The organism is Pannonibacter indicus (assembly GCF_001418225.1).
Classification (GTDB): Bacteria; Pseudomonadota; Alphaproteobacteria; order Rhizobiales; family Stappiaceae; genus Pannonibacter; species Pannonibacter indicus.
Genome location: NZ_LIPT01000004.1, coordinates 130,732 through 156,184, shown reverse-complemented (window position 1 = coordinate 156,184; position 25,453 = coordinate 130,732). Strand labels below are relative to the sequence as shown.

At 63.5% G+C, this 25,453-nt stretch carries 21 protein-coding genes; 6 read left to right on the top strand and 15 right to left on the bottom strand.

Annotated features, from left to right (window positions below; translation table 11 throughout):
- Positions 1–17 precede the first annotated feature (17 nt).
- From ASC48_RS08985 to nagZ, 5 genes are all read right to left on the bottom strand, one after another.
- Entirely contained in the window at positions 18–254 is a 237-nt protein-coding gene (locus ASC48_RS08985; protein WP_055455414.1) for a twin-arginine translocase TatA/TatE family subunit, read from the bottom strand.
- A gap of 135 nt (positions 255–389) precedes the next feature.
- A complete protein-coding gene (locus ASC48_RS08980) occupies positions 390–1,535 on the bottom strand; it encodes an ABC transporter ATP-binding protein (RefSeq protein WP_055455413.1) in 1,146 nt (381 codons plus the stop codon).
- Positions 1,532–2,191, bottom strand: a complete 660-nt coding sequence (gene scpB, locus ASC48_RS08975) for an SMC-Scp complex subunit ScpB (RefSeq protein WP_050475187.1) — start codon at positions 2,189–2,191, stop codon at positions 1,532–1,534. Before scpB ends, ASC48_RS08980 begins: the two co-directional genes overlap by 4 nt.
- Positions 2,181–2,987 carry a segregation and condensation protein A gene (locus ASC48_RS08970; RefSeq protein ID WP_055455412.1) on the bottom strand — a complete coding sequence of 269 codons (807 nt, stop codon included), beginning with the start codon at positions 2,985–2,987 and terminating at the stop codon, positions 2,181–2,183. Before ASC48_RS08970 ends, scpB begins: the two co-directional genes overlap by 11 nt.
- Positions 2,988–3,027: 40 nt before the next feature.
- Positions 3,028–4,050 (bottom strand): beta-N-acetylhexosaminidase, encoded by a 1,023-nt coding sequence (nagZ, locus tag ASC48_RS08965; RefSeq protein ID WP_055455411.1) that lies wholly within the window; start codon positions 4,048–4,050, stop codon positions 3,028–3,030.
- 135 nt (positions 4,051–4,185) lie between these two features.
- Between nagZ and ASC48_RS08960 the strand changes: the two genes are divergently transcribed.
- Positions 4,186–5,193 carry an alpha/beta hydrolase gene (locus ASC48_RS08960; RefSeq protein WP_055455410.1) on the top strand — a complete coding sequence of 336 codons (1,008 nt, stop codon included), beginning with the start codon at positions 4,186–4,188 and terminating at the stop codon, positions 5,191–5,193.
- 66 nt (positions 5,194–5,259) lie between these two features.
- On the opposite strand, the gene ASC48_RS08955 is transcribed toward ASC48_RS08960, so the two are convergent.
- The 3 genes from ASC48_RS08955 to ASC48_RS08945 all read right to left on the bottom strand — a co-directional run bounded on the left by ASC48_RS08955 (position 5,260) and on the right by ASC48_RS08945 (position 11,282).
- Positions 5,260–8,133 carry an SPOR domain-containing protein gene (locus ASC48_RS08955; protein ID WP_055455409.1) on the bottom strand — a complete coding sequence of 958 codons (2,874 nt, stop codon included), beginning with the start codon at positions 8,131–8,133 and terminating at the stop codon, positions 5,260–5,262.
- 81 nt (positions 8,134–8,214) lie between these two features.
- Complete coding sequence (gene argS / locus ASC48_RS08950) at positions 8,215–9,981, bottom strand: arginine--tRNA ligase (RefSeq protein ID WP_055455520.1); 1,767 nt, start codon at positions 9,979–9,981, stop codon at positions 8,215–8,217.
- 80 nt (positions 9,982–10,061) lie between these two features.
- Complete coding sequence (locus tag ASC48_RS08945; protein ID WP_055455408.1) at positions 10,062–11,282, bottom strand: deoxyguanosinetriphosphate triphosphohydrolase; 1,221 nt, start codon at positions 11,280–11,282, stop codon at positions 10,062–10,064.
- Between the two features lie 194 nt (positions 11,283–11,476).
- On the opposite strand from ASC48_RS08945, the gene erpA reads away from it, so the two are divergent.
- Both erpA and xth read left to right on the top strand, forming a co-directional pair.
- Positions 11,477–11,827, top strand: coding sequence for an iron-sulfur cluster insertion protein ErpA (gene erpA, locus ASC48_RS08940; RefSeq protein WP_055455519.1), 351 nt, complete (start codon positions 11,477–11,479; stop codon positions 11,825–11,827).
- 343 nt (positions 11,828–12,170) lie between these two features.
- Positions 12,171–12,953, top strand: a complete 783-nt coding sequence (xth, locus tag ASC48_RS08935) for an exodeoxyribonuclease III (RefSeq protein WP_055455407.1) — start codon at positions 12,171–12,173, stop codon at positions 12,951–12,953.
- Positions 12,954–13,176: 223 nt separating this feature from the next.
- On the opposite strand, the gene ASC48_RS08930 is transcribed toward xth, so the two are convergent.
- Positions 13,177–14,031 carry a tetratricopeptide repeat protein gene (locus ASC48_RS08930; protein WP_141658909.1) on the bottom strand — a complete coding sequence of 285 codons (855 nt, stop codon included), beginning with the start codon at positions 14,029–14,031 and terminating at the stop codon, positions 13,177–13,179.
- Positions 14,032–15,009: 978 nt separating this feature from the next.
- Here ASC48_RS08930 and parE point away from each other — a divergent pair.
- The 3 genes from parE to ASC48_RS08915 all read left to right on the top strand — a co-directional run bounded on the left by parE (position 15,010) and on the right by ASC48_RS08915 (position 20,316).
- Positions 15,010–17,118 (top strand): DNA topoisomerase IV subunit B, encoded by a 2,109-nt coding sequence (gene parE / locus ASC48_RS08925; RefSeq protein ID WP_055455517.1) that lies wholly within the window; start codon positions 15,010–15,012, stop codon positions 17,116–17,118.
- A gap of 250 nt (positions 17,119–17,368) precedes the next feature.
- Positions 17,369–18,967 carry a DEAD/DEAH box helicase gene (locus tag ASC48_RS08920; protein ID WP_055455406.1) on the top strand — a complete coding sequence of 533 codons (1,599 nt, stop codon included), beginning with the start codon at positions 17,369–17,371 and terminating at the stop codon, positions 18,965–18,967.
- Between the two features lie 281 nt (positions 18,968–19,248).
- A complete protein-coding gene (locus ASC48_RS08915) occupies positions 19,249–20,316 on the top strand; it encodes a GGDEF domain-containing protein (RefSeq protein ID WP_082440052.1) in 1,068 nt (355 codons plus the stop codon).
- A gap of 37 nt (positions 20,317–20,353) precedes the next feature.
- Here the strand turns inward: ASC48_RS08915 and tenA are convergent, their stop codons facing one another.
- The 6 genes from tenA to sufC form a co-directional block, all read right to left on the bottom strand.
- Positions 20,354–21,016 (bottom strand): thiaminase II, encoded by a 663-nt coding sequence (gene tenA / locus ASC48_RS08910; RefSeq protein WP_055455404.1) that lies wholly within the window; start codon positions 21,014–21,016, stop codon positions 20,354–20,356.
- 48 nt (positions 21,017–21,064) lie between these two features.
- Positions 21,065–21,442, bottom strand: coding sequence for a HesB/IscA family protein (locus ASC48_RS08905; protein ID WP_208975627.1), 378 nt, complete (start codon positions 21,440–21,442; stop codon positions 21,065–21,067).
- 104 nt (positions 21,443–21,546) lie between these two features.
- Complete coding sequence (locus tag ASC48_RS08900) at positions 21,547–21,933, bottom strand: SUF system Fe-S cluster assembly protein (protein ID WP_055455403.1); 387 nt, start codon at positions 21,931–21,933, stop codon at positions 21,547–21,549.
- A 10-nt stretch (positions 21,934–21,943) separates the two neighbouring features.
- Positions 21,944–23,200 (bottom strand): cysteine desulfurase, encoded by a 1,257-nt coding sequence (locus tag ASC48_RS08895; protein ID WP_082440051.1) that lies wholly within the window; start codon positions 23,198–23,200, stop codon positions 21,944–21,946.
- A gap of 26 nt (positions 23,201–23,226) precedes the next feature.
- Complete coding sequence (gene sufD, locus ASC48_RS08890; RefSeq protein WP_055455402.1) at positions 23,227–24,534, bottom strand: Fe-S cluster assembly protein SufD; 1,308 nt, start codon at positions 24,532–24,534, stop codon at positions 23,227–23,229.
- A 16-nt stretch (positions 24,535–24,550) separates the two neighbouring features.
- A complete protein-coding gene (gene sufC / locus ASC48_RS08885; protein ID WP_055455401.1) occupies positions 24,551–25,306 on the bottom strand; it encodes a Fe-S cluster assembly ATPase SufC in 756 nt (251 codons plus the stop codon).
- Positions 25,307–25,453: the final 147 nt, after the last annotated feature.

The following is a 25,453-nucleotide window of genomic DNA, read 5'->3' as shown; positions in this document are numbered from 1 at the left end:
ACAAAGCGACTGACGGATCAGCCAGCCTTGGACTGGTCCTGTACCTTGTCGGCAGCAACCGGATCGGCCGGCTTGTGTTCGATGGTCTTGGACGCTTCGGGAGCCTTCCCGGGCGTGTCGTCCTCAGCCATGCCCTTCTTGAAGCTCTTGATGCCCTTGGCAACGTCGCCCATCAGGTCGGAGATCTTGCCACGCCCGAAGAGCAGGATGACGATCACTGCGATGATCAGCAGCTGCCAGATACCAATACTCATTCCCTGAACTCCCAATATGGGTCAGATACGCAATGCCCTGCCCTCGTGCACCCTTGCCCATGGCGCAGGACGCTTTTCCAGGAAGCGCCGCGCCCGGTAGATGTGGGACCCGGAACACGGCCCCGCAAGCTCCTTCTAGTCGGTTACGGCCTCTTTGGCAAAGGCAAGTACATCCCGTGGATCAAGCTCCACACTCACATCAGCACCTGCAGTAAGGCCCTCATCACCGCGCAACCGCGCCTTCAGGGGCTGGGACAGTCCTTCCACGTCCACAAGCACCAGATCTGCCATGCCGATGAAGCGGCGGCTGAGAATGCGCCCCTTGCAGCCTTTGCCCTCTGCGCCGGAAAGAATCACACCTTCCGGGCGCACGCAGATGTCCAGTTTCGTGCCGGCAGGCAAGCAGCGCTCCGGCTCCAGCGCCAGCCGCCCCAGGGCGCATTCCAGCCCGTCTGCCGTGGCCACGCCCTCCAGTTCATTGACCTCGGAGAAGAAACGGGCGGCAAACCGGCTTGCGGGCTGGAGATAAAGCTCCCGCGCCGTGCCGAACTGCACCAGCCGTCCGCGCCGCATGAGGGCGATCCGGTCGCCCATGCGCATCGCCTCTTCCGGGTCGTGGGTCACCATGATGCAGGTCGCCCGCGTCTCCCGCAGGATCATCAGGGTTTCCTCCCGCACATCGTCGCGCAGGCGCCGGTCAAGGCCCGAAAAGGGCTCATCCATCAGCAGGATGCCGGGGCGCGGTGCAATCGCGCGGGCCAGCGCCACGCGCTGCTGCTCGCCGCCGGACAAAGAATGGGGATAATCATCCGCGTAGCCCGCCAGCCCCACCCGCGCCAGCATCTGCCCGGCGACCGAGCGGGCCGCATCCCGGCTCAACTGCGTCAGGCCGAACATCACGTTCTCACGGTTGGTGAGATGCGGAAACAGCGCATAGTCCTGGAACATCAGGCCCACACCGCGTTTCTCGGGCGGCAGGAAGCGGGCCGGCCCGGCAACTTCCTCGCCATTGATCAGCACGCGGCCGGACGTCTGCGGCTCGACACCGGCCGCAATGCGCATCAGCGTTGTCTTGCCGCAGCCCGAATGGCCCAGAAGGCAGAGAATTTCGCCCGGCTCGATGCTGAGGCTGACACCATGCAGCGTCGGCACCCCATCATAGGAATGAAAGACATTCTCAAAGGCCAGACCAGCTGCGAAAGCCGCCCCCGCCGTGCCGCGAGCCCCCCAGCCGGGGGTATCGCCGCTTTCGGGCCGTTCCTTCAGGGCGGTTGCGCTCATTGCTGCGGTTCCTCTTCTTCAAGCTCCTCGAAATCGAACAGTTCCCCTGTCTCCAGCGGATCTTCATCCGGTGCAAGGGCGTCCGAATCGTCAGGCATCGGCACATGGAAGCTGGCGGGGATGGCACTGTCGAGCAGCCCTGCCCCCTTCAGTTCCTCAAGGCCCGGCAGATCGCCGATGACCTCCAGCCCGAAATGGTCGAGAAAGGCATCCGTGGTGCCGTAGGTGACCGGGCGGCCCGGTGTCCTGCGGCGGCCGCGCATGCGGATCCAGCCGGTTTCCATCAGCACGTCCAGTGTGCCCTTGTTGGTCGAAACGCCGCGGATTTCTTCCACCTCGGCGCGGGTCACCGGCTGGTGATAGGCGATAATGGCAAGGGTTTCCAGCGCCGCCCGTGACAGCTTGCGCTGTTCCACCGCCTCCCGCTGCAGCAGATAGGCCAGATCCTCGGCGGTGCGGAAGGCCCATTTTCCGGCCACCCGCACCAGATTGACGCCGCGCATCGCATAATGGCGTTTCAGCTCGGACAGGAGCCCATCCACATCCATGCCCTGCGGCAGGCGGGCGGCAATATCGTCCCGCGCCAGCGGCTCGGCAGAGGCAAAGAGCAGCGCCTCCACCATGCGCAGGCCATCCCGGTCGATTTCATCCGCCATCGCGGGAACCCTCCTGCCGTTTTCTGATATAGACCGGCTCGAACGGGCCGGACTGGCGCAGCTCGATATGTCCCTCACGGACCATTTCGAGGCTCGCGGAGAACGTGCTTGCGAGTACGGTCGCCCGTTCCTGATCGTCCATCAGATAATCCATCAGATAGGAATTGATCGGCGCCCAGTCCGCCATGGTGCCGACAAGGCGCGTGAGGATTTCGCGCGCTTCCTGCAGTGACCACACGGTCCTGAGCCGCACCCGCACGTGGGTGACCGACTGGCGCTGACGCTGCGCCGCATAGGCAGTCAGAAGCTCGTAGATGGTCGCCGTCCAGACGCTCTTGCGCTGCACGGCCAGCTGCTGCGGCGCGCCGCGGGCAAACACATCCCGGCCCAGCCGGTTGCGGGCCATCAGCGCAGCAGCGGCATTGCGCATCGCCTCAAGGCGCTGCAGGCGGAAGGCAAGAGCTGCGGCCAGTTCCTCGCCCGTCGGCTCATCCTCGCTCTTCTGCTCGGGGATCAGCAGGCGCGACTTCAGATAGGCGAGCCAGGCCGCCATCACCAGATAGTCGGCCGCCAGCTCCAGCCGCATCTTGTGGGCTTCCGAGACGAACGCAAGATACTGCTCCACCAGCGCCAGAATGGAAATGCGCGTGAGATCCACCTTCTGGCCGCGCGCCAGCGTCAGCAGCAGGTCGAGCGGGCCTTCAAAGCCGTCCACGTCCACGACAAGCTGCGGATCGGACACCGCCCGCTCGCTGTCGATGGGCGGGCCTTCCAGAAAGTCCGGCTGTGTCACCATCTGCCGTTTCCTTCACGCGCTGGTTCCGGGCCGCACAAATTCAGGCAAGCCCCGCACCGCCCAGCAATTCGTCCATTTCCGCCCGCGCCGCAAGCCTATCAAAGCCCGTTTCCGGCATCCGGCGCGCGGTGAGGGCCCGCGCGCAGCGGTCAAGGCTGCCGCCTTGCAGCACCGGCGCAACTGCCGCCACCTGCCGCATCTCTTTGAGATCCCCGTTGCAGTGAAGCGCAAGATCGCAGCCCGCAGCAAAGGATTTCGCAGCCCGGCTGCCAATATCGCCGCCCAGAGCCTCCATGGAAAGATCGTCACTCATCAACACGCCGTCAAAGCCGATCTGACGGCGGATAACCTCTTCAATGATGATCTTCGACTGGGTGGCCGGATGAACCGGATCGATATCCTCGAACAGCAGATGACAGGTCATGCCCAGCGGCAGATCCGCCAGCTTGCGGAACGGCAGCAGGTCCACCGCTTCCAGATCAGTGCGCGGTGCCCGCACGCGCGGCAGCTCCAGATGGCTGTCGACTTCTGCCCGCCCATGCCCGGGCAGATGCTTGATCACCGGCAGCACTCCGCCTGCCAGCAGGCCGTCACAGGCTGCGCGGGCAAGTGCCGCCACCGTCTCCGGCTCATCCGCATAGGCCCGGTCGCCGATGGCATCCACGGTCTGCGGGAACAGCACGTCCAGCACGGGCATGCAGTCCACTGTAATGCCGAGTTCAGCCAGGTCATGGGCGATCAGCCGGGCGCCGAGAAAAGCGGCGCGCAGGCCCTTCTCCCCGTCCTGCTCATAGAGCGCACCGAAGCGGCGCGCAGGCGGATAGGACGGGGCAAGCGGCGGGCGCAGGCGCTGCACCCGCCCGCCTTCCTGGTCGATCAGCACGGGCGCATCGCTGCGGCCAACTGCCTCACGGAAGGCGGCCGTCAGCGCCCCGATCTGCTCGCGGCTCTCGCAGTTGCGTCGGAAGAGAATGAGCCCCCACGGGTCTTCGGCAGCCAGAAAGGCGCGCTCATCCTCAGAAAGTTCCAGCCCCGCACAGCCCGTGATGAATGCCTTCGTCATCAAACACCTTTGCGGGCGTCCGTCCACAGGAACCGCCCGGATCTGTCAGGCCGCACAAAGGGCTGATTTGCACCCTCTGTGCGCCTGGCTCATAAACATGCCCTGAGACCCATGTGCCAATCACAGGATGCCATCATGCGCAAGCGCCACGACACACCCAAGGGAAGTCTTCACAGCCTCACGGTCGCAAGCTCCCTGCTGGCAGCCAATCTCCTGGGCGATCCGGCAGAGCGCGAAGTCATCGTCTACGTGCCCCATGGCCATGATGGCAAGGGGCTTCCGCTGCTGGTGGACCTCGCAGGTTTCACCGGATCGGGCCCCGGCCATGCCGCCTGGAAGAACTTCGGCGAGAACCTGCCCGAGCGGCTGGACCGGATGATCGAAGATGGCACCCTGCCCCCGGTTGTCATTGCCATGCCCGACTGCTTCACCCGGCTGGGCGGCAACCAGTATGTCGATTCGGCCGCCATGGGCCTGTGGGCGCAATATCTCACCGGCCCGATGCTGGAGGCGGTCGAGAGCCGCTTCGGCTGCGGCGGAAAGGGCAAGCGCGGGCTTTTCGGCAAGTCTTCCGGCGGCTATGGCGCCATCATGCATGCCATGCGGCACGCGGATGTGTGGTCGGCGGCCGCCTGCCATTCCGGCGACATGGGTTTCGAGCTGTGCTACCTGCCCGACATGCCCAACGTGCTGCGCACGCTGGCACGCAAGGGCGGCTCGGTGGAGCGTTTCATCACCGACTTCGAGGCAGGACCGAAATTCTCTGGTTCCGACATGCATGTGCTGATGTCCCTCGCCATGGCCGCCAGCTATGATCCGGACCCGGACAGTTTCTGCGGCATCCGCCTGCCGGTCACCTCCGGCACATGCGAGCTCATCCCCGAACGCTGGGCCAACTGGCTGGCACATGACCCGGCGCAGATCGTCACCCGGCACCTGGACGCGTTGTCCAGCCTCAAGGCGCTGTGGATCGATTGCGGTGACGTCGACCAGTACAATCTTCTCTACGGCGCCCGCCGCCTGCACCAGACGCTGACCGCAAGGGGTGTGGCGCATGTCTATGAGGAGTTCCCGGACAACCATTCCTCCATCGACTACCGGCTGGAGCGCAGTCTGCCGCATCTTGTAAAGGCATTGATGTAAGGTATTGCCTTTAAAAAGAAAAACGCCGGTCACGTGACCGGCGTTTTCCTTCTCTGGCTGTCCGTCTCAGTTGCGGCGGACGAAGCAATCGCCGCCTGCGGACTGCAAGCTGCCGCAGAGCGCGTCGGCTGCATCCTTGGACCCGGCCGGAATGCGCACGCGGTAGAACGTGCCGCGGCCTTCGATCTCGATCGGCTCGATCACCGGCGTCTGTCCGCCCAGAACCGACGGGTAGCGGCGCTGAAGGGCGGCGTAAGCGGTCTGCGCCTGTTCCTGGCTGCGCTGGGACGTCACCTGCACCACATAGACACCCGGTGCAATCGAGGACGCGGCAGGGGCGGAAGCCTGCGCCTGCTGCGCGGGCTGAGCCGCAACGGGCTGGGGTGCCACCGGCTGAGTCAGGTTGAGCGGTCCGGAATTGACAGGCTGCGGCGTGGAAGGCTGGGCCGGAACCCGCTGCGCCTGAACCGCAGCAACATGCGCACCTGGAACCGGCTTCACCCGCGGTGTTGCACCGTTGAAAATCGCATCCGCGGCCCGCTGTTCTTCCGGCGTTACCGGCGTCAGAGGCCCTGCGGCCTCCTCGGCGCCCGGCGCCGGCGTCAGGGCCGCAACCGGAGCCAGTGCACCGGCTGCGCCGGGCATGCCCGGTGTTTCAAGTGCCGGTGCCTGCGCAACCGGCGCGGGCGAAACGGTCCGTACTGTCCCTGTCCCGGCCGTATCAGCGCTCGAAGCGCCGTTGATAATCGTGCCGTCGGGCCGCACCACGAGCGTGCGCACCCGCTTCGGTGCCCCCGGCGTCAGATCCGATGCAGAACCATCCACCGGTGCGGGGGGAAGTTCGGCCGGCTCCGGGCTGTCCTGCACAACCATGCGCTCACCATCGGCCGGCTCTCCGCCAACACGGTCATAGATGAGCTTGGCGGGCTGGCTGGGGCCGCTTGCGGCCGGTTCGGGATAGGTTTTCAGCGGCTCTTCAAGCCCTGCAATCACCTGCGGCGGGCCATCCGGCACAGACGAGCCGCCGGATCCGAGCAGCGCAAAGGCAGCCCCTCCGGCAACGGCAACGCCAAGCACGGCGGCGGCAATCTTCAGCCCGCGGCGGCTGTTGCCCGAATGCGGAGCTGCCTGCTCTTCATAGGCGGAATGGGGCGGAAGGATACCGGCGCCCGCAAGCGTCGGATCACTCTCCTGCATGGCACGGGCCACCGCATCAAGGTCATAGCCTCCGGGAGGGGGCGGTGCCTCGTCCTCGTCATACAGCAGCGGCAGCTGCTGAGCCTGCGGACGGCTCCGGGCGAAGATATCGGCAATCTCGCCCTCAGACAGATCATCCTCGGCAGGACCGGCCTCGCGCGGAAGATTGCGCAAGGCCTCCGGCCAGGCCATGTCATCGATATCGGCAGGATCAAGGCCGGAGGACTTGCGCTCCGGCTCATTGCCCCGCTGCAGTCTTTCATCCTTGAACAGGGACCCGACCAGATCATCAAGCTCGGCAAAGCTGGCCGAAGCCTCCTTTGCGCTGCGCACAGCTGCATCGGACGCCAGCGATGGCCAGGGCTGCGTGGCATCCGGCACAAAGGGAACGGCAGCGGCCGCCGCCTTGCTCGGCTGGGGCGCCGCGGCCAGGGCCTCGGGGTCATAGCCTCCGTAAGACGGCGCACTGGCGGCTTTGTTCGAAGGCTCGGCCTTGGCCTGAGGCATCTGGGGTGTTGCGCGCGGCTTGAAGGTCCGTTCCCCAGATTTTGCCCCGGCCGCAGAAACCTCTTCGCTCAGCGCAGACACCAGCGATCCGGCAAGAGCGGCCGAAAGACTTGCCGCCATGGATCCCGTCTCCGGGCCATGAGCGGAAGGAGCAGGCCTCTCCTCGCCATATCCGGCGAAGGAAGAGGCCGGTTGAACGCGGCCCTGTTCCTGAAGCCCTGCCTCGAAGGCGCCCTGCAGCTCATCCTCCAGCCCCTGCTCCAGGCTGGCTGCAAAATCAAAGCCGCTTCCCCGATCCAGCGACCCGCGCAACGCGCCCTTATCCCCGGCGTCATACCGGCTGCCACCCGCCGTCAGATTGCCAGCGGAGTCCCCGGAGAAGTAAGCCTGTTCCGTATAGGCTTCTTCTGCCGGGTAAGTGCCATCGTCTGCGTAGCCCTCGTCAGCATAGGCCGATGCGCCATAAGACTGACTTGCGTCCCCCCCGGCGCCGGTCATGGCGGCATCATCTTCCGGGTAGCCCGCGAGCTCTTCCGGATCGAGAGACAGGTTCAGGGCCGGGCGCAGGCCAGCAGCAGCCTCGTCCTCAGCGCTCTCGCCAGCGTAATAGTCCCCCTCACCGGCGGCCAGTGAAGAGGCGAAGGCTTCTTCGTCGAGCTGAAGGCCGGAGGAGCCGCGCAAGCCATAGCTCTCCACCGACGGGGCATACTGCGCCGGCTCTGACTCTTCATAGCGCAAGGGATCACCGCCGCCGCGCAGATCCGGTGTCACGAAAGGCTGCGACACGGCCTCAGGGTAGCCGCTCTCTTCGCTGCGGGGAGTGCCATAGGGGTCTTCCAGATGGAAGTCTTCAGGCAGGGCCACGGCCGGAGCGCCATAATCCGGCTGGTCCGGATAGGCTTCGTACGGCTCATCCGCATAGGATCCGGCGCCGGCATAAGCCTCTTGGCCAGCATAGCTTTCCGGCTGGCCGTGAGCGCCATGGCTCTCGTCACGGCCGTAGCCGGCAGGCTGGGAAAACGGGAGCTGCCCCGCCGGCTCCCGCAGCAGATCATCCTGATCCAGTGCTGCGAAGTAATCGCTGCCAGATTCTGAAGACGCGGGACGGTTGCGGTTGACGATGCGCGCCAGCTGAACCAGCGGATCCTCAGCGCCCAGCTGATCGTCCGTATGCCGTGCGGCAGCATCTGCCTCACGGAAAGAATCGGATCTGGGAAAGTCAGAGCGTTGAGACATATTCGTGTTGCGTTCCACCGATGGCATCCGGCCAGGCCAACTGGCTATCCGGGATCACCCGGCCGGACACGCTCTCCTGCCTCAGCGCATTTCCTGGGGGGCGTCGACTCCAAGAATTGCAAGCCCAGAAGCAAGAACCAAAGATACTGCCCTCACAAGAGCAAGACGCGCAAGAGTCAACTCTGTATTTTCAGGGTTAATAAAACGTAATTGCGGCATTTCCTTGCCACGGTTCCAGTGCGCATGCAAGGAACTTGCCAGATCGTGCAGGAAAAACGCGATTCTGTGCGGCTCATGCGCCTCGGCGGCGGCGTCGACCATCTTCGGCCACATCGCAAGCTTGCCGATCAGCTCCAGTTCGCCGGAATCACTCAGGCCTTCGTAGCTCACCGCGGCCAGCGCAGCGTCCGACAGATCCTGCCCCTTCAGCTCCTCAGCTGCCTGACGCAGCACAGAGCAGCAGCGGGCATGGCCATACTGAACATAGAAGACGGGATTGTCCTTCGACTGTTCCGTCACCTTCTGGAAATCGAAGTCGAGCGGCGCATCATTCTTGCGGAACAGCATCATGAAGCGCACGGGATCGCGGCCCACTTCCTCCACCACATCGCGCAGGGTGACGAAATCGCCGGCACGCTTGGACATGCGCACGGGCTCACCCGCCCGGAACAGCTTCACCAGCTGGCACAGGCGAACGATCACCTCGGACGAACCGCCGGAGATGGCCTTGCCGACCGCCTCCAGACGCTTGACATAGCCGCCATGGTCGGCACCCAGCACATAGACCATCTCTTTGAAGCCGCGCTCGTATTTCGACAGGAAATAGGCAACGTCGGCGGCGAAATAGGTGTAGGAGCCGTCGGACTTCTTCAGCGGGCGGTCGATGTCATCGCCAAAGCCGGTGGCGCGGAACAGGGTCTGCTCGCGGTCTTCCCAGTCTTCCGGCAGCTGGCCCTTCGGCGGCGGCAGGGTTCCCTCATAGACGAGATCACGGCCGCGCAGCACGTCCAGCATCCGGTCGATGGGCGATTCTCCGCCTTCGCTGCGCTCATGCAGGGTGCGCTCGGAGAAAAACACATCGTGATGCACGTTGAGGAGCTTTAGATCTCCCCTGATCAGCTCCATCATGCCCGAAATCGCCGCTTCCTTGACGATGGGCAGAGCGGCGTCCTCGCCCATCTCCAGCAGCGCCTTGCCGTGGGCCTTGGCCAGTTCCTCGCCCACCGGCTTCAGATAGTCGCCCGGATAGAGGCCTGCCGGGATTTCGCCGATCTCCTCACCCAGAGCCTCGCGGTAGCGCAGGAAGGCGCTGCGGGCGAGCGTGTCGATCTGCGAGCCTGCGTCGTTGATGTAGTATTCGCGGGTTACTTCATAACCGGCATAGGCCAGCAGGTTGGCCAGCGCATCGCCGAAGACCGCGCCGCGCGTGTGGCCCACATGCATCGGGCCCGTCGGATTGGCCGAAACATATTCGACATTGACCTTGGCGCCGCCACCCAGTGCGGAGCGGCCGAAGTCAAGGCCGCTGCTGACGACAGCGCCCAGAATCCGCTGCCACACCACGGGCTTGACGCGCAGGTTGATGAAGCCGGGCCCGGCAACGCTGACCTCCGCAACCTCGGCATCCTTGGCAAGAGCTGCTGAGATCTGGCCGGCCAGATCGCGCGGCTTCATGCCGAGCGGTTTCGACAGAACCATGGCCGCATTGGTGGCAAGGTCGCCATGGGCCGGATCGCGCGGGCTTTCCACGGTGATGCGGGCAAGATCCTGACCGCTCAAAGGGCTGGGAAGATCGAGTGCCTTGACGGCAGCCTGCACCCGGGCGGTGAATTCAGCGAAGATGTTCATCGTATGGCCAATCTGGCTTGTCTTGAAAAGGAATGGCTTGAGCGCCCCGGTTTCACCCTGGGGCATGTCTGGCGGCGGGCCTAGCCCAAATCCGGTGTATCGTCAAACAGACGGCGGTGTTCCTCGATGGCATAGCGGTCTGTCATGCCGGCGATGAAGTCGCACACGCGCCGCGCCCGCGCTTCCGGTGCAAGGCCGGCAGCACCGGCCGCCCATTCACGCGGCATGTCGGCCGGCGTAGCCATGTAATGGGCAAAGAGCTCGCGCGTGATCCGCGCGACCAGCTTGCGCACCGACAGCACATCCGGGTGCCGGTACATGCGGGCAAAGAGGAAGCGCTTCACTTCCTTCTCGGCCTTGCTCATCTCTGCGGAGAAGTCCACCACCGCATGCCCTGCCCTGCGGATGTCCTCGGCGCTTTTCGGCTGCAGCTCGCGCAGGCGGCGGATTCCCTCGCGGATCACGTCTTCCACCATGCGTGTGATCTGGCGGCGGACGATCTCATGGATACGCCGCGGCTCGTCCAGCCCCGGATAGCGGCTATCGACTTCCTGCAGGATATCCGCCAGGAACGGCACTTCGGCGATGTCCTGAATGTTGAACAGCCGCGCCCGCAGCCCGTCATCCAGATCGTGGGCGTCATAGGCAATGTCATCGGCAATGGCGGCGGCCTGCGCCTCTGCGCTTGGCCAGCTGTCGAGGCGCAGATCCTGCTTGTCCGAATAGGTGCGGATGGCGAAGGGCAGCACGCTGTCCTTGAACTTGCCGAGCGGCGCGCCGGAGGCATCCACCAGCGGGCCGTTGTGCTTCACAAGGCCTTCCAGCGTTTCCCAGCTGAGGTTCAGCCCGTCCCATTCGGCGTAGCGGTGTTCCAGCGAGGTGACCACGCGCAGGGACTGGGCATTGTGGTCAAAGCCGCCGTATGGGGCCATGCACTCATGCATCACATCCTCGCCCTCGTGGCCAAAGGGCGTGTGGCCAAGGTCATGGGCGAGCGCCAGGCATTCGGCCAGATCCTCATCGAGCCGCAGGGCGCGGGCGAGCGCGCGGGCGATCTGCGACACCTCGATCGTATGGGTCAGGCGCGTGCGGTAGTGATCGCCCTCGTGATAGACGAAGACCTGCGTCTTGTGCTTCAGGCGGCGGAAGGCGGTGGAATGAATGATGCGGTCCCGGTCGCGCTGGAAGGGTGTGCGCGTCGGGCTCTCCGGCTCGGGGTGAAGACGGCCGCGTGTCAGCGCAGGATCCTGCGCATAAATTGCGCGCGCCTGCGCCCCATACCCAAGGCTCGCTACTGTCATTCAAATCACCCCACCTGCAAGCTGACCGTACCGGACGGCATTCCTGACCTTGCGCTTGTGCAATTGACGCAGGCCCAATGCGTACATACCTATTAGTCAAGACAAGGCGCAACTGTGATGACACCCTGTGAATGGCTGGATATGGCCATTTTCCTGCAGAAATCCAGCGCCGCACCCTAAGGGAAGCCGATTTCATGAGCACAGACACCCTGGAAGCCGCCACTCCGGTCACCCTGAGCGCCCGCGCCGCCCGCCGTGTTGCAAAGATTCTCGCCGGCGAAACGCCCGGCTCCATGCTGCGCGTCAGCGTCGAAGGCGGCGGCTGCTCGGGTCTTCAGTACAAGTATGACGTGGTCACCGCCCGCGAGGAGGATGATCTGGTCATTGAGCGCGACGGCGCCACTGTTCTGGTCGATTCGGTGTCCCTCCAGTACATGGAAGGCTCGGAAATCGACTTCATCGACGATCTGATGGGCCAGTCCTTCCAGATCCGCAATCCCAACGCCGTCGCCGGCTGCGGCTGCGGCACGAGTTTTACGATCTGAAGCACTGTCTGGCGCAGTTCGCGCTGGATGCGCCAACGGTTTACGATACCTCTCCATCGTCATCCGGACGCGCGCCGCGCGATCCGGGACCGGTGAGCCGTGGCAGTTGTTGTTTGTGCGGCGAACCATATCCGCCAGGCCTTGGCTCACCGGTCCCGGCTCTCCGCTTCGCTTCGGCCGGATGACGATGGAAGAGCTGGAGCAAGGCAAATTGCCCGCTTGCACCAGCATTTCCTTGCAATCCACCTGCTGCCAGCCCCCCCTCTCTCTGGCCATCCCCCCACGTGCCTGCTAACACTGTCAGCCGGAGAACATGAGATTGGCAGAAGGACGGGCTGCGGGAATGAAGATCGCCACCTGGAACATCAACGGGGTCAAGGCCCGCATCGGCACGGCGCTGCAATGGCTTTCCGAGGCAAAGCCGGACATTGCCTGCTTCCAGGAAATCAAGTCGGTGGACGAGGCCTTCCCTTCCGCGCCTTTCGAGGAATTGGGCTATCACGCCGCTACTCACGGGCAGAAAGGGTTCAACGGTGTTGCGATCCTCTCCCGCCAGCCGCTCGAGGATATCCAGCGCGGCCTGCCGGGCGATGACAGCGACGAGCAGGCCCGCTACATCGAGGCAACCGTTTCGACAGACGGCGGGGCGCTGCGCGTCGGCTGCCTCTACCTTCCCAACGGCAACCCGCTGGGCACGGAAAAATTCCCCTACAAGCTGCGCTGGATGGACAGGCTGATCGCCCATGCCCGTACGCGCCTTGCCGAGGAAATGCCCTTCCTGCTGCTGGGCGATTACAACGTCATCCCCGAGCCGAAGGATGCGCGCAATCCGCAGGACTGGCTGGGCGACGCCCTTTTCCAGCCCGAAAGCCGCAACCGCTTCCGCAGCCTTGTCAATCTCGGCTTCACCGAAGCCGTGCGCGCCTCGACGGATGCCGCCGAAACCTACACTTTCTGGGATTATCAGGCCGGTGCCTGGCAGCGGAACAACGGCATCCGCATCGACCACATCCTGCTGTCGCCGCAGGCGAGCGACCTGATGCGCGGCTGCGGCATCGACGCCCATGTGCGCGGCTGGGAAAAGCCCTCCGACCATGTGCCGGTCTGGGTGGATCTTGCCGCCTGAGCGGCACCGCTCTCATGTCTCATAGCAAGGCTCTGAGACGCTGATGGATCACGCCTTGAAAAGGCTCAAGCGCCGCGCAGGCTTAACCGGCACTCGATGCGTCAAGCTCATCATGCGGCGGCATCGTGCCCTCGGGCGAAGCTGAATGCCCGCCCCTGAATAGCAAAACACCTGCGGCACGAGCCGCAGGCGGCGGTGTCCGTTTCATACGGATGGGTGGTGTTTACCGCAGCGCCGATGCGCTGAGAGCTTCGGCAGAAGGCGCGCGCATCGGCTCATGCTTGGCCATCCAGGCGTCGGCACGGCGGGCGGCGGAGCGGCGGATATCCTCACTTGCCAGCGAGAAATACCGCTCCTGCATGTCGACAACCCAGCCAAGATCGCCCACGCCTTCTTCAGCTGCATGGGCACGGGCAATGGTCATCCACATCAGCCCGCGTTCGCGGTTTTCCAGCGAGTCGGCCAGGTTGAACAGGGTCTCGCCCAGCAGCGCCTGCGCCCCGATATGGCCCTTGAGGGCCGCAAGGTTGAACCAGCGCACGGCCATCAGGTCGTTGTTCTCGCGGTAGATCTGCCCCAGTTCATACTGGGCCTCCGCATCGCCGAAATACGAGGCGGCGTGGGTGAAGATCTGGCGGGCACGGGCCGGATTGGCCTTGACCTGCGTGTTCTTGATGCCGGTCATGTAGTATTTGCCAAGCGCCACGAAGGCACTGGAGACGAAAGGTGCCTGCGGAGAGGTGGGGCTTTCGTCGCCATAGAGGCTGACGACCTGATTGTAATATTCGAAAGCCTTGTAGTCGTCCTCGGCGACGCCGTCACCGGCCGCATACATCTGGCCCAGCTTCCAGGCAGCCATCGGCTGGCCGTTCTCGGCCGCGTAGCGCAGGGAATCAAGCGCTGCCTGCTTGTCGCCGGAATAGTATTTCCTGGCGCCAAGGCGCAGCGCCTCGCTCGCAGTCATGCGATCCGGCGTGATCTGCTCGTTGCTGGCCGGTGTTCCGTCGAAGGCATGAGCAGGCACCAGCAGCATGAGCTGCAGACCAGCTATCTGGACGAGATTCCGCAACATACGCATGACTCTGGATCTCGCCTTGGTGCGGACTGGCGCACCTTTTCCGGCCAAAGCCGCAGCGCGGCCGGCAGCCAGCCTGACCGCCATGCCCGTGGCGCCATGCGGCGCTGGCCCTTTGTGAATTCGATGGAGAGAAAAATACTGCTGCATTCCGGCAGCATTTGGGCCAGCACCATTGAGGCTGTCAGTATTTGCGCTGGCAGCTGTGGCACCATGCGAAAAAAATCTGCGGGAGATGGAACCAAGGAAAGAGGAATGCGTTCCACCGCTGTAAAGACAGACTCGGGATGTCGCCCCGCCATTCCCTGTCCTGTTCAACGCAAAGATAACGCGCACACCAAACCCCTGATCCAAATTGCATACACAGTGATGCATATGCCTGCCTGACTGCCTCGCTCTTCATGCCTGCCACTCATTCCCCAAGGGGGCGGCGGCAATTTGCTGAAGATCACTCTGCCCTTCCATGCCAGAAAGGGTTGAAGCCCAATCGTGGCTGAACGGCGGCAACACCGGCGCCACAAGTCATAGCGCATCACATCGCGTCTGACTGTTGCGGCGGCGCCACAGACTCGCGTCTGTTTTTATTCAATCCCGCCACCCTGAGCGCCGCAAAGCTCAAGGTTTCGGCCGCGTCCTGCCGCCAGAACACCTTCCCAAAAGCAAGCCGGGCAACCATTCACGGCTTCACTGCTCCTCTTGCTGCTTCATGGCAGGGACTGGCGCAGGGCCGGGCGGCCCTTGCACACACCCTGGACGAAAGCGGTTGACATTCGGTTGTCCAGACCGTTCAAAAGCGCCGTTTCGTTGGAAATCCGCGCGGTTCCGGGGCTTTCCCCTTTCGCCGCAGGCTGGCGGCTGAGACAATCGCGCCGAATCGGGCAGCAGCGAATCGGGCTCCGGCAACGGGAACCGGACACACGGCACGGCCATTTGCGTCACACGCAAGGGCCTGCCCCACAGACTATGGAACATGGAAACGGCATGAGCGCAGACGAGGATCTCTTCGCAGGATCGGCAGCAGCGGCAGGGAGTGCGCCCGCAAAGGCAGCCCCCAAGGCGGCCAGCAAAGCAGCCCCTGCGCCCGCGCCCGCCGTGCCTGTGCCCGCAACAGCACCGGTTGAAGCGGCGAGCCCGGCACCGCAGCGCAGTTCCGCAGCCGGTGAGGACTATACGGCAGCCGACATCGAGGTGCTGGAAGGCCTTGAGCCGGTGCGGCGCCGTCCGGGCATGTATATCGGCGGCACCGATGAAAAGGCGCTGCATCACCTCTTTGCCGAAATCATCGACAACTCGATGGATGAGGCCGTCGCAGGCTACGCCACCTGGATCGACGTTGCCGTTGGCGCCGATGGCTATATCACCATCACGGACAATGGCCGCGGCATTCCGGTCGATCCGCATCCCAAGTTCAAGGACAAGTCCGCGCTCGAAATCATCATGACGACGCTGCATGCGGGCGGCAAGTTCGACAGCAAGGTCTACGAGGCCTCGGGCGGCCTGCACGGCGTGGGATCTTCGGTGGTGAACGCCCTGTCGGAGGAAATGGTGGTCGAGGTGGCGCGGGCGCGCAAGCTCTACCGTCAGGTCTTCCAGCGCGGCAAGCCCGTGGGGCCTCTGGAACTCGTCGGCGACGTGCAGAACCGGCGCGGCACGATGGTGCGTTTCAAGCCCGACTGGCAGATCTTCGGTAAGGAAGCAAAGTTCGAACCTGCGCGTCTTTTGCGCATGGCCCGCTCCAAGGCCTATCTGTTCGGCGGCGTCGAGATCCGCTGGCACTGTGACCCGGCGCTTCTGGACGAGAAAGACAAGACACCGGCCGAAGCCGTGTTCCACTTCCCCGGCGGCCTGAAGGACTTCCTTTCCGAGAAGCTCGGCAAGGAGCGCAAGGTCATCGACGACATCTTCGCCGGCAAGCTGGGCCAGCCCGGCAAGCACGGCGCGGTGGAATGGGCCGTCACCTGGTTTGCGGGCGACGGGTTCCTGTCTTCCTACTGCAACACGGTGACGACGCCGGAAGGCGGCACGCATGAGGCGGGCCTGCGCTATGCACTGCTGCGCGGCCTCAAGGCCTATGCGGATCTCGTCGGCAACAAGAAGGCCGCAATCCTCACCTCGGAAGACATCATGACCTCGGCCGCCGGCATGCTGTCGGTCTTCATCCGCGAGCCGGAGTTTGTCGGCCAGACCAAGGACAAGCTGGCCACCAACGAGGCAACGCGCATCACCGAGAACGCCCTGCGCGATGCCTTCGACCACTGGCTGACCGCCTCCCCCACCCAGGCCAACAAGCTGCTGGAATGGGTGATCGACCGGGCGGAAGAACGCCTGCGCCGCCGCCAGGAAAAGGACGTGGCCCGCAAGACCGCCGTGCGCAAGCTGCGTCTGCCGGGCAAGCTGGCGGATTGTTCGGCCAACCAGTCGGAAGGCACGGAGCTGTTCATCGTCGAGGGTGACTCGGCCGGTGGTTCCGCAAAACAGGCCCGCAACCGCAACAATCAGGCCGTACTGCCCCTGCGCGGCAAGATCCTGAACGTTGCCAATGCCGGGCGGGACAAACTGGTCGCCAACCAGCAGCTGGCGGACCTGATCCAGGCGCTCGGCTGCGGCACCCGCACCCACTACAAGGATGCGGATCTGCGCTATGAGAAGGTCATCATCATGACCGACGCCGACGTGGACGGCGCGCATATCGCCTCGCTGCTGATCACCTTCTTCTACCGCGAGATGCCGGAGCTGATCCACAACGGCCACCTCTATCTCGCTGTTCCGCCGCTCTACCGCCTGACACAGGGCGGCAAGACCATCTATGCCCGCACGGATGAGCATAAGGACGAGCTGTTGGCCACCGTCTTCAAGGGCAAGAGCAAGGTCGAGATCGGCCGCTTCAAGGGCCTTGGCGAAATGCTGCCGGGTCAGCTGAAGGAAACCACCATGGATCCGTCCAAGCGCACCCTGTTGAAGGTGCAGGTGGTGGCAGGCGACGAGGCCAGCACCAGCGACACCGTCGAACAGCTGATGGGCAACAAGCCGGAAGCCCGCTTCCGCTTCATCCAGGACCGCGCCGAATTCGCGCAAGACCTCGATATCTGAGCGTGAAGCTCCCGCTTCAAGCTGACGGCGAAGTCAAGCTGCTGCATTTGCGATGAGAGGCAGGCACCCGCGTGCCTGCTGATTTGCTCCCAACTGCCGCCCTGTTAGCATTAACAGGGCCGTTTCAGGGTCAAAACCTCAGGAAAACATTGACAAGAGGGCCTTTAACTGTAGGGTGGCGCCAATTCCGGACCTGAGCAGAACTTGGGTCCGTCCAGCTACAGCGACCCAGAATCGGACCTCGTTCTCAATGTCATTTGACACTCTCGGCCTCAGCGAGAAAGTACTTCAGGCAGTTAAGGCTGCCGGTTACAACGAACCGACCGCCATCCAGAAGGGCGCCATTCCTCACGTGCTGGAACGGCGCGATGTTCTGGGCATCGCCCAGACCGGCACCGGCAAGACGGCCTCTTTCACGCTGCCGATGCTCACCCTTCTTGAAAAGGGCCGCGCCCGCGCACGTATGCCCCGCACGCTGATCCTTGAGCCGACGCGCGAACTCGCGGCGCAGGTTCAGGAGAATTTCGAGCGGTACGGCGTCAACCACAAGCTGAATGTCGCCCTGCTGATCGGTGGTGTTTCCTTCGGCGAGCAGGACAAGAAGATTGACCGCGGTGCCGACGTTCTGATCGCCACTCCGGGCCGTCTGCTGGATCACGTCGAGCGTGGCAAGCTGCTGCTGCAGGGCGTTGAGATCCTTGTGATCGACGAAGCCGACCGCATGCTCGACATGGGCTTCATCCCGGACATCGAGCGGATCTGCAAGCTGATCCCCTTCACCCGCCAGACCCTGTTCTTCTCGGCCACCATGCCGCCGGAAATCCAGCGCCTGACGGAGACCTTCCTGCAGAACCCGGCCAAGGTTGAAGTTTCAACACGCTCCTCCACGTCCTCGACCATCACCCAGCATCTGGTGGCGACCGGCGGAGAAGACTATGAGAAGCGCCAGACCCTGCGCAATCTTCTCGCCCAGGCCGAAGATCTGCAGAACGCCATCGTCTTCTGCAACCGCAAGGTTGACGTGGCCACCCTGTTCCGCTCGCTGGAGCGGCATGGCTTCAATGTCGGCGCGCTGCATGGCGACATGGACCAGCGCACCCGCATGACCATGCTGGACAATTTCCGCAAGGGGAACCTGAAGCTGCTCGTCGCCAGCGACGTGGCTGCCCGTGGTCTCGACATTCCGGATGTGAGCCACGTGTTCAATTTCGACGTGCCTATCCATGCGGAAGACTATGTCCACCGCATTGGCCGCACGGGCCGCGCCGGACGCCTTGGCGTTGCCTACACGCTGGTTGCCGCCGACGACCAGAAGTATCTGGGCGCCATCGAGAAGGTGATCGGCAAGAGCATCGACTGGCTGGGCGAGCCGCTGGACTTTGAAGCTGCCAATGCCGAGCGCAAGGAACGCCGCAAGGCCGCCCGCTCCGGCGGTGGTGCCAAGGCCGAGCGCCCTGCACGCCGCCCCCGCGGCGGCAGCCGCACCCAGGAAGCCATTCCAGAAGAGGCCACACACGAGGACACTGCACCGGCACCCGCCCGCAGCCGGACGCGCCGTCCGCGCAAGAGCGAGACCGCCGAGGTTCAGGATGCAGCAACGGCAGTCATGCCGGAAGATGCACCGCAGCCACGGATTGCTCCGCAGCACTCGCAGCCGCAGGAGCCCATGCGCGAGCGCAATGACCGGCCCCCCCGCGACGGCAACCGCAATCATCCGCAGCAGCGCGACCGCAACGGCGGCAACAACCGGCGCGGCCGCCATCAGGATGACGACCAGCCGGTTATCGGCCTCGGCGATCACATTCCCGCTTTCCTTCTGCGCGATCCGCGCGCCAAGAAGGCTTCCTGAAGGTTTGCCACGCTGCGATCGCTGGAGCTCAGTGCGTTTCACGCAAGGCCGCTGTTCTTATAAAGAACAGCGGCCTTGGCTTTTCTGGCAGGAACATCGTAACGTGGTGAGAATTCGCCGGCTGAACCGAATTCGCGCCATCCCTTTTTGTCAAAAGTGCCCTCAGGTCCTCCGGATTTTTGCTCAGGTTAACCCAGCGTTAAATTGGAGACTTCTATTTTAGGCAATGTCAGAGCGCCGTTCATCGGAATGGTGCTTTTGTTCATATGGTGGGGGCCAGAATGGCGGATGCGGAGGATTTCAAGAGAACCATCACTTATGGTGAAGCGGCGCTCTCATATATCCGGCGCAATGTCATTCCCGCCCATCCGCGCAACTACGAAACCTGGTATACATATGCGGCCGGTTTCAACCAGGCGCTCAACCGCGCGATCAACGATCTGATCGCGACGAAGGGCTCGATCTCAGCCGATGATCTGCAGCGGATCTATTCGCGCTTCCTGTCTCCCAACCGGCTTGGCGACCGGGTTGACGAGGTGGGCACGCGCGTTGCCGAAGAGGTGCAGGACCTGGTCGATGCAATCCGCATCAGCACCGATGCCACGTCTGACTTCGGGAGAACACTCGACAATGTTCTGGGCAAGCTGCATGAAGCGCTGAATGATGAAGGGCTGAGGGTTTTGACCTCGGCGATGGTCAAGGCGACCCATGCCGCCATTGCGGCCAACCGCAATCTCGAAAGTCAGCTGCTGGAATCGAACCGGCAGATCCGTTCGCTGAAGGAGAGCCTTGAGGCGATCCGCTACGAATCCCTCACCGATGAACTGACCACGCTCAGCAACCGGCGGCATTTTGACCTTGCCATTGACCGGGCGATCGAGCTGGCTTCACGCACCGGCGAAGGCTTTGCCCTGCTGCTGACGGATATCGATCACTTCAAGAGCTTCAACGACCGGTTTGGCCATCAGACCGGCGATCAGGTGCTGCGGCTCGTGGCCCTGGCCGTGAAGCAGAGCATCAAGGGTCAGGACATTGCCTGCCGCTACGGTGGCGAGGAATTCGCCATTATCCTGCCCGAGGCGCAGATCGGCGATGCCATGGAGGTGGCAGAGCAGATCCGAAAGGCCGTCATGGGCAAGGAACTGGTGAAACGCTCGACGGGTGAAAATCTCGGCCGCCTGACCCTGTCGATCGGCGTCAGTCTGTATGAAAGCGGTGATACGAGCCAGATGATCATCGGCCGCGCCGACGCTGCACTTTATGCCGCCAAGCACAGCGGCCGCAATGCCGTCCGCAGCTTGCAGAGCAACGAGTTCTCGGCCCATCAGAACGGCAGCCGCGTCGCCTGACATCCCTCAAGTGGACCGCGCCCTGTTCGGGCACTGTTCAGGCCCCGTCCAGCCCCATCTGCCAGAAATCAGCCTCTAGAACGCTGGCCTGCCGGAACAGATGCTCCAGCCGGGCCTTGCGTGCCGGCGCCTCATAGTCTGCCGCCAGACGGTCCATCCAGGCGGCAAAGCCGCCTGCGACGTCCTGATAGGCTTCACTGGCGTATTCGCTTATCCAGCGGGCATAAGGGTTCTGCGGGTCCGATCCGGACGGCGTCTTTGCGAGCCTGGCGCCGATCTCGGCATAGCCCAGAACACAAGGGGCCAGCGCGACGAGAAGATCCAGCAGGTCCCCCTGCCCGCCTGCGTCCAGCACAAAGCGGGTGTAGGCCATGGTCTGGCGCTCTTCCCGCGCCTTTTCCAGATCCCCGCGCGAAAGCCCCCAGCCGGCGCACAGCTCGACATGAAGATCCATCTCCATGTCGAGAATGGCCTTCACCCCGGCAAGCGCGTGGCGCATGTCGCCGAGCGTCGGGCTCTTGTAGATGGCCAGCGCATAGGCCCGGGCAAACTGGATGAGGAACAGATAATCCTGCACCAGATAGTGCCGGAAAGCGGCTTGCGGCAGCGTGCCGTCCTGCATCTGGCGGACAAAGGAATGCTCGACATAGGCCGTCCAGTCCGGACCGGCGGCCTCACGCAGGCGGGCAAAGAAACTCATGGATCTGCCTTCTGAAGATTCGGGCGGAGGTATCAGGCGAAAGACGTGTCAGGCGGAAAGTGCAGCTGGATCCGCCGCCTTGAGCGATACGGATTCACCGCAGCCGCAGGAGGACACTTCATTGGGATTGCGGAAGACGAAGCCGGAGCGGAATTTCGTCGTCTCAAAATCCATCTCGCTGCCGATCAGATAGAGCACCGCCGCCGGATCGATGAAGACCTTTGCGCCATACGCCTCGATCACATCATCGCCCGGCTGAACGCCGTCAACGAGCGCCATGGCATATTCCATGCCCGCGCAGCCGCCCTTCTTGATGCTGATGCGCAGGCCGGCCTTTGGCTCATCGGCGCCATCCACCAGTTCGCGCACGCGCTCTGCGGCGGCCGGGCTCACCTTCATGATCTGCATCTTGCGGGCCAGTGCCATGTGCTTGTTCCTTTGCGGGGGAGATGCCCCCTTCAAATAAACCAATGGATATTATATTGGGATTCCGCTCAGCTTTCCAACCGGCTTGCCTCCCCAGCCCGCGCTCAATACCAGTTGAGCGCGACGCGGGCTTCCTCGGACATGCGGTCCGGCGTCCACGGCGGGTCGAACACCATGCTGACGTCCACGGCGCCGATCCCAGGCACCGCGCTGAGGGCATTTTCCACCCAACCCGGCATTTCCCCGGCCACCGGGCAGCCCGGCGCGGTCAGCGTCATGTCCACCTTCACCGAGCGGTCATCCTCGATATCGACCTTGTAGATGAGGCCAAGCTCGTAGATGTCGCAGGGGATTTCCGGATCATAGACGGTCTTCAGCGCCGCGATGATGTCATCGGTCATCCGCGCCAGTTCCTCGGCCGGAATGGCGGAAGAGCTGGCGTCTGCGGCGGTTTCCGGCTCAGCGGAAACGTGAGCGGGACTGTCGTTCATGGGTCGATCCTCAGGCAAAGAAGTCCTGCGCCTTCTGCAGGGCGGCCGCCAGGGCGTCCACTTCCTCGAAGGTGTTATAAAGGCCGAAGCTGGCACGGCAAGTGGAGGTGACGCCATAGCGCGCCAGCAGCGGCTGGGCGCAATGGGTGCCGGCCCGTACCGCGACGCCTGCACGGTCCAGCACGGTCGCCACGTCATGCGCATGGGCACCCTTCATCTCGAAGGAGATGATCGCGCCCTTGCCCGGCGCCGAGCCGAAGATGCGCAAGGAGTTGAAACCGGCAAGCTTCTCAGTAGCATAGGCTAGCAGCGAGGCCTCATGCCGGGCGATGTTCTCGCGGCCGAGGCCGTCCATGTAGTCGAGCGCCGCCGCAAGGCCAATCGCCTGCACGATGGGCGGCGTACCCGCCTCAAACCGGTGCGGCGGCTTGGCATAGGTGACGATATCCTCGGTCACATCGGCGATCATCTCGCCGCCGCCGCAGAAGGGACGCAGACGGTCCAGCGCCTCCGGCTTGCCGTAAAGCACGCCAATACCGGTCGGGCCATAGACCTTGTGGCCGGTCATCACATAGTAGTCGCAGTCAATGTCACGCACGTCGACCGGCAGATGCACCGCCGCCTGGCTGCCATCCACCAGCACCTTGATGCCGCGCGCATGGGCGATGCGGCAGACGTCCTTCACCGGCACCACGGTGCCCAGCACATTGGACATCTGGGTGATGGCGACGAGCTTGGTGCGCTCGCTCAAAGCCGCCTCGAAGGCCTCCAGATCGAAGGAGCCATCCTCGCGCACATAGACCCATTTCAGCACCGCGCCGTTGCGCTCGCGGTGGAAGTGCCAGGGCACGATGTTGGAGTGGTGCTCCATGATTGACAGCACGATCTCATCGCCCGGGCCGAACGTATCAGGGCCAAGGCCGTAGGACACGAGATTGATGGCCTCGGTCGTGGAGCGGGTGAAGACGATCTCGTCCACGGATCCGGCATTGAGGAAGCGGCGCACGGTCTCGCGCGCGGCTTCGTAATTCTCCGTCGCCGTGTTGGAAAGAAAATGCAGGCCCCGGTGCACATTGGCATATTCCTGCGAATAGGCCTTCACCATGGCATCGATGACCGCCTGCGGCTTTTGCGCTGAGGCGCCATTGTCCAGATAGACGAGCGGCTTGCCGTAGACTTGCCGCGACAGGATCGGGAAATCACGGCGCACGGCGGCAACGTCATAGCCGTTGGCAGGGGCAGCAGCAGTCTGGCTGGCGGTCATCATTCTCTCCAATCAACAGCAGCGAGGGATCAGCCGGCGATAGCCAGCCACTCCCGCACGCGGGTCTCCAGCAGCTCGGTCACGCTCTCGCTGCCGAATTCCTCGATGGCTTCCGACAGGAATGCGAGGACCAGCAGGGTGCGGGCTTCCGCTTCCGGAATGCCGCGGGCGCGCAGGTAGAACAGCAGGTCTTCATCGATCTGGCCACTCGTTGCGCCGTGGGCGCACTGCACGTCGTCGGCGAAGATTTCCAGTTCCGGCTTGTTGGCCATCTCGGCATCTTCGGACAGGAGCAGCGCCTGCGTCATCATCCGGCCGTCCGTCTTCTGGGCATGCGGCCGCACGATGATCTTGCCCTGATAGACGCCCTTCGCACCGGCGCCGATCACCGTCTTGAAGAATTCCCGGCTCTCGCAGTTCGGCACCCCATGGTCCACCACAAGCGTCTGGTCGCCCAGCTGCTGGCCGCGCACCATGGTCACGCCATAGAGCTTGGCCGTGGAATGCTCACCGGCAAAGGTGACGTAGGACTGGTTGCGGGCAAAATCGGGCCCGGCGATGAAGCCGAGCGTCTTCAGCTCTGCCTTTGCGCCAAGATGCGACACGGCGGTGGAGATATGCGGCGCACGGCCCGAGCCCACGATCAGGCGGGTTGCGGTCAGTGCAGCTTCATCGTCCAGCACCTGATCGGAGACGGCGTTGACAACGGCATCCTCACCGGCGGTGACGAAGCTCTCCAGCAGGGTCAGGCTCGCGCCCTTGGCCAGTTCGGTCCGCACGCGGGAATAGACCGCGCCGCCAAGCGCCAGATGCACGATCTCGACCGGCAGATCCACGGCCGTGCCCGCCTTGACCTTCAGCACCACACCGCCCTGCAGCAGCGCCGTGTTGAGTTCAAGTACCGGATTAACTCCGGCAATTTCCGGATTAGAAAGAAGGTCTTGGGATGAATTTTTCACATACTTGTTGAAGTCGAAAACTTCAACGCCAGCGGCTTCCAGCTTCGCCAGATCGGATATTTCGGCCACAAGGCGCCCGTTGGCGAGCACGATGCGCAGGCGCTCCAGCTCCGCATAGGTTTCAGCGCCCGCAAGGGCAGCCTTGACCGCATCGAGAGAAGCTGCGGCTGCCGGGGCAGCGTAGCTCTTCAGGAAGGCGCGCAGGTCCGTGTACTTCCACTCCTCGATCCGCCGGTGCGGCAGGCCGGTCGCCCGGAACCGGGCGAAGGCGGCTTCCCGCAGGCTGATCAGATCGGCGCCACCGTCCTTGAGCGCCGCAAAATGCGCCTCAAGATCGGTTTCGGCCTGTGTCGAGACGACACGCAGGTTCGCAGTCATGGTCACTCCCCGTGGCTCAGGCCGCCGCGCCGGCGTAATCGGCGTAGCCGTTCTTCTCCAGCTCAAGCGCCAGTTCCTTGCCGCCGGTCTTGACGATCTTGCCCTTGGACAGAACGTGGACGACATCCGGCACGATATGATCGAGCAGGCGCTGGTAGTGGGTGATGACGATCATCGAACGCTCCGGCGAGCGCAGCTTGTTGACGCCTTCCGAGACGATGCGCAGGGCGTCGATGTCGAGGCCGGAGTCCGTCTCGTCCAGCACGCAGAGCTTGGGCTCCAAGAGCGCCATCTGCAGGATCTCCGAACGCTTCTTCTCGCCGCCGGAGAAGCCGACGTTGAGCGGACGCTTCAGCATGTCCATGGTGACGTTGAGGTCGGCCGCCTTGGCCTTGACCAGCTTCAGGAAGTCCGGAACCGGCAGCTCGGCCTCGCCGCGCGCCTTGCGCTGTGCGTTGAGGGCGGTCTTCAGGAACTCCATCGTGGCAACGCCGGGGATCTCGATCGGATACTGGAAGGCAAGGAACACACCGGCAGCTGCACGCTCGTCGGCTTCCATTTCCAGGAGGTTCTCGCCGTTGAACAGGATCTCGCCCTCGGTGACCTCATAGTCTTCCTTGCCCGCCAGAATGTAGGACAGGGTCGATTTGCCGGAGCCGTTCGGGCCCATGATGGCGTGAATTTCGCCTGCCTTCACGGTCAGGTCGATGCCGCGCAGGATCTCTGTGCCGTCTTCGGCGATGCGGGCGTGCAGGTTCTTGATCTCAAGCATTGAGATGGTCCTCATTTCAATCCGGATTCAAGGTCCGGTGTGTGTCATCAGTGTCCGGAGCCGGATGCCGGGCATTCGCCCGCCCCCGGCGTTCAATTGCGTTTGGCCAAGGCCTTGCTTCCATCATCCCCGGGCTTGTACCGAAGA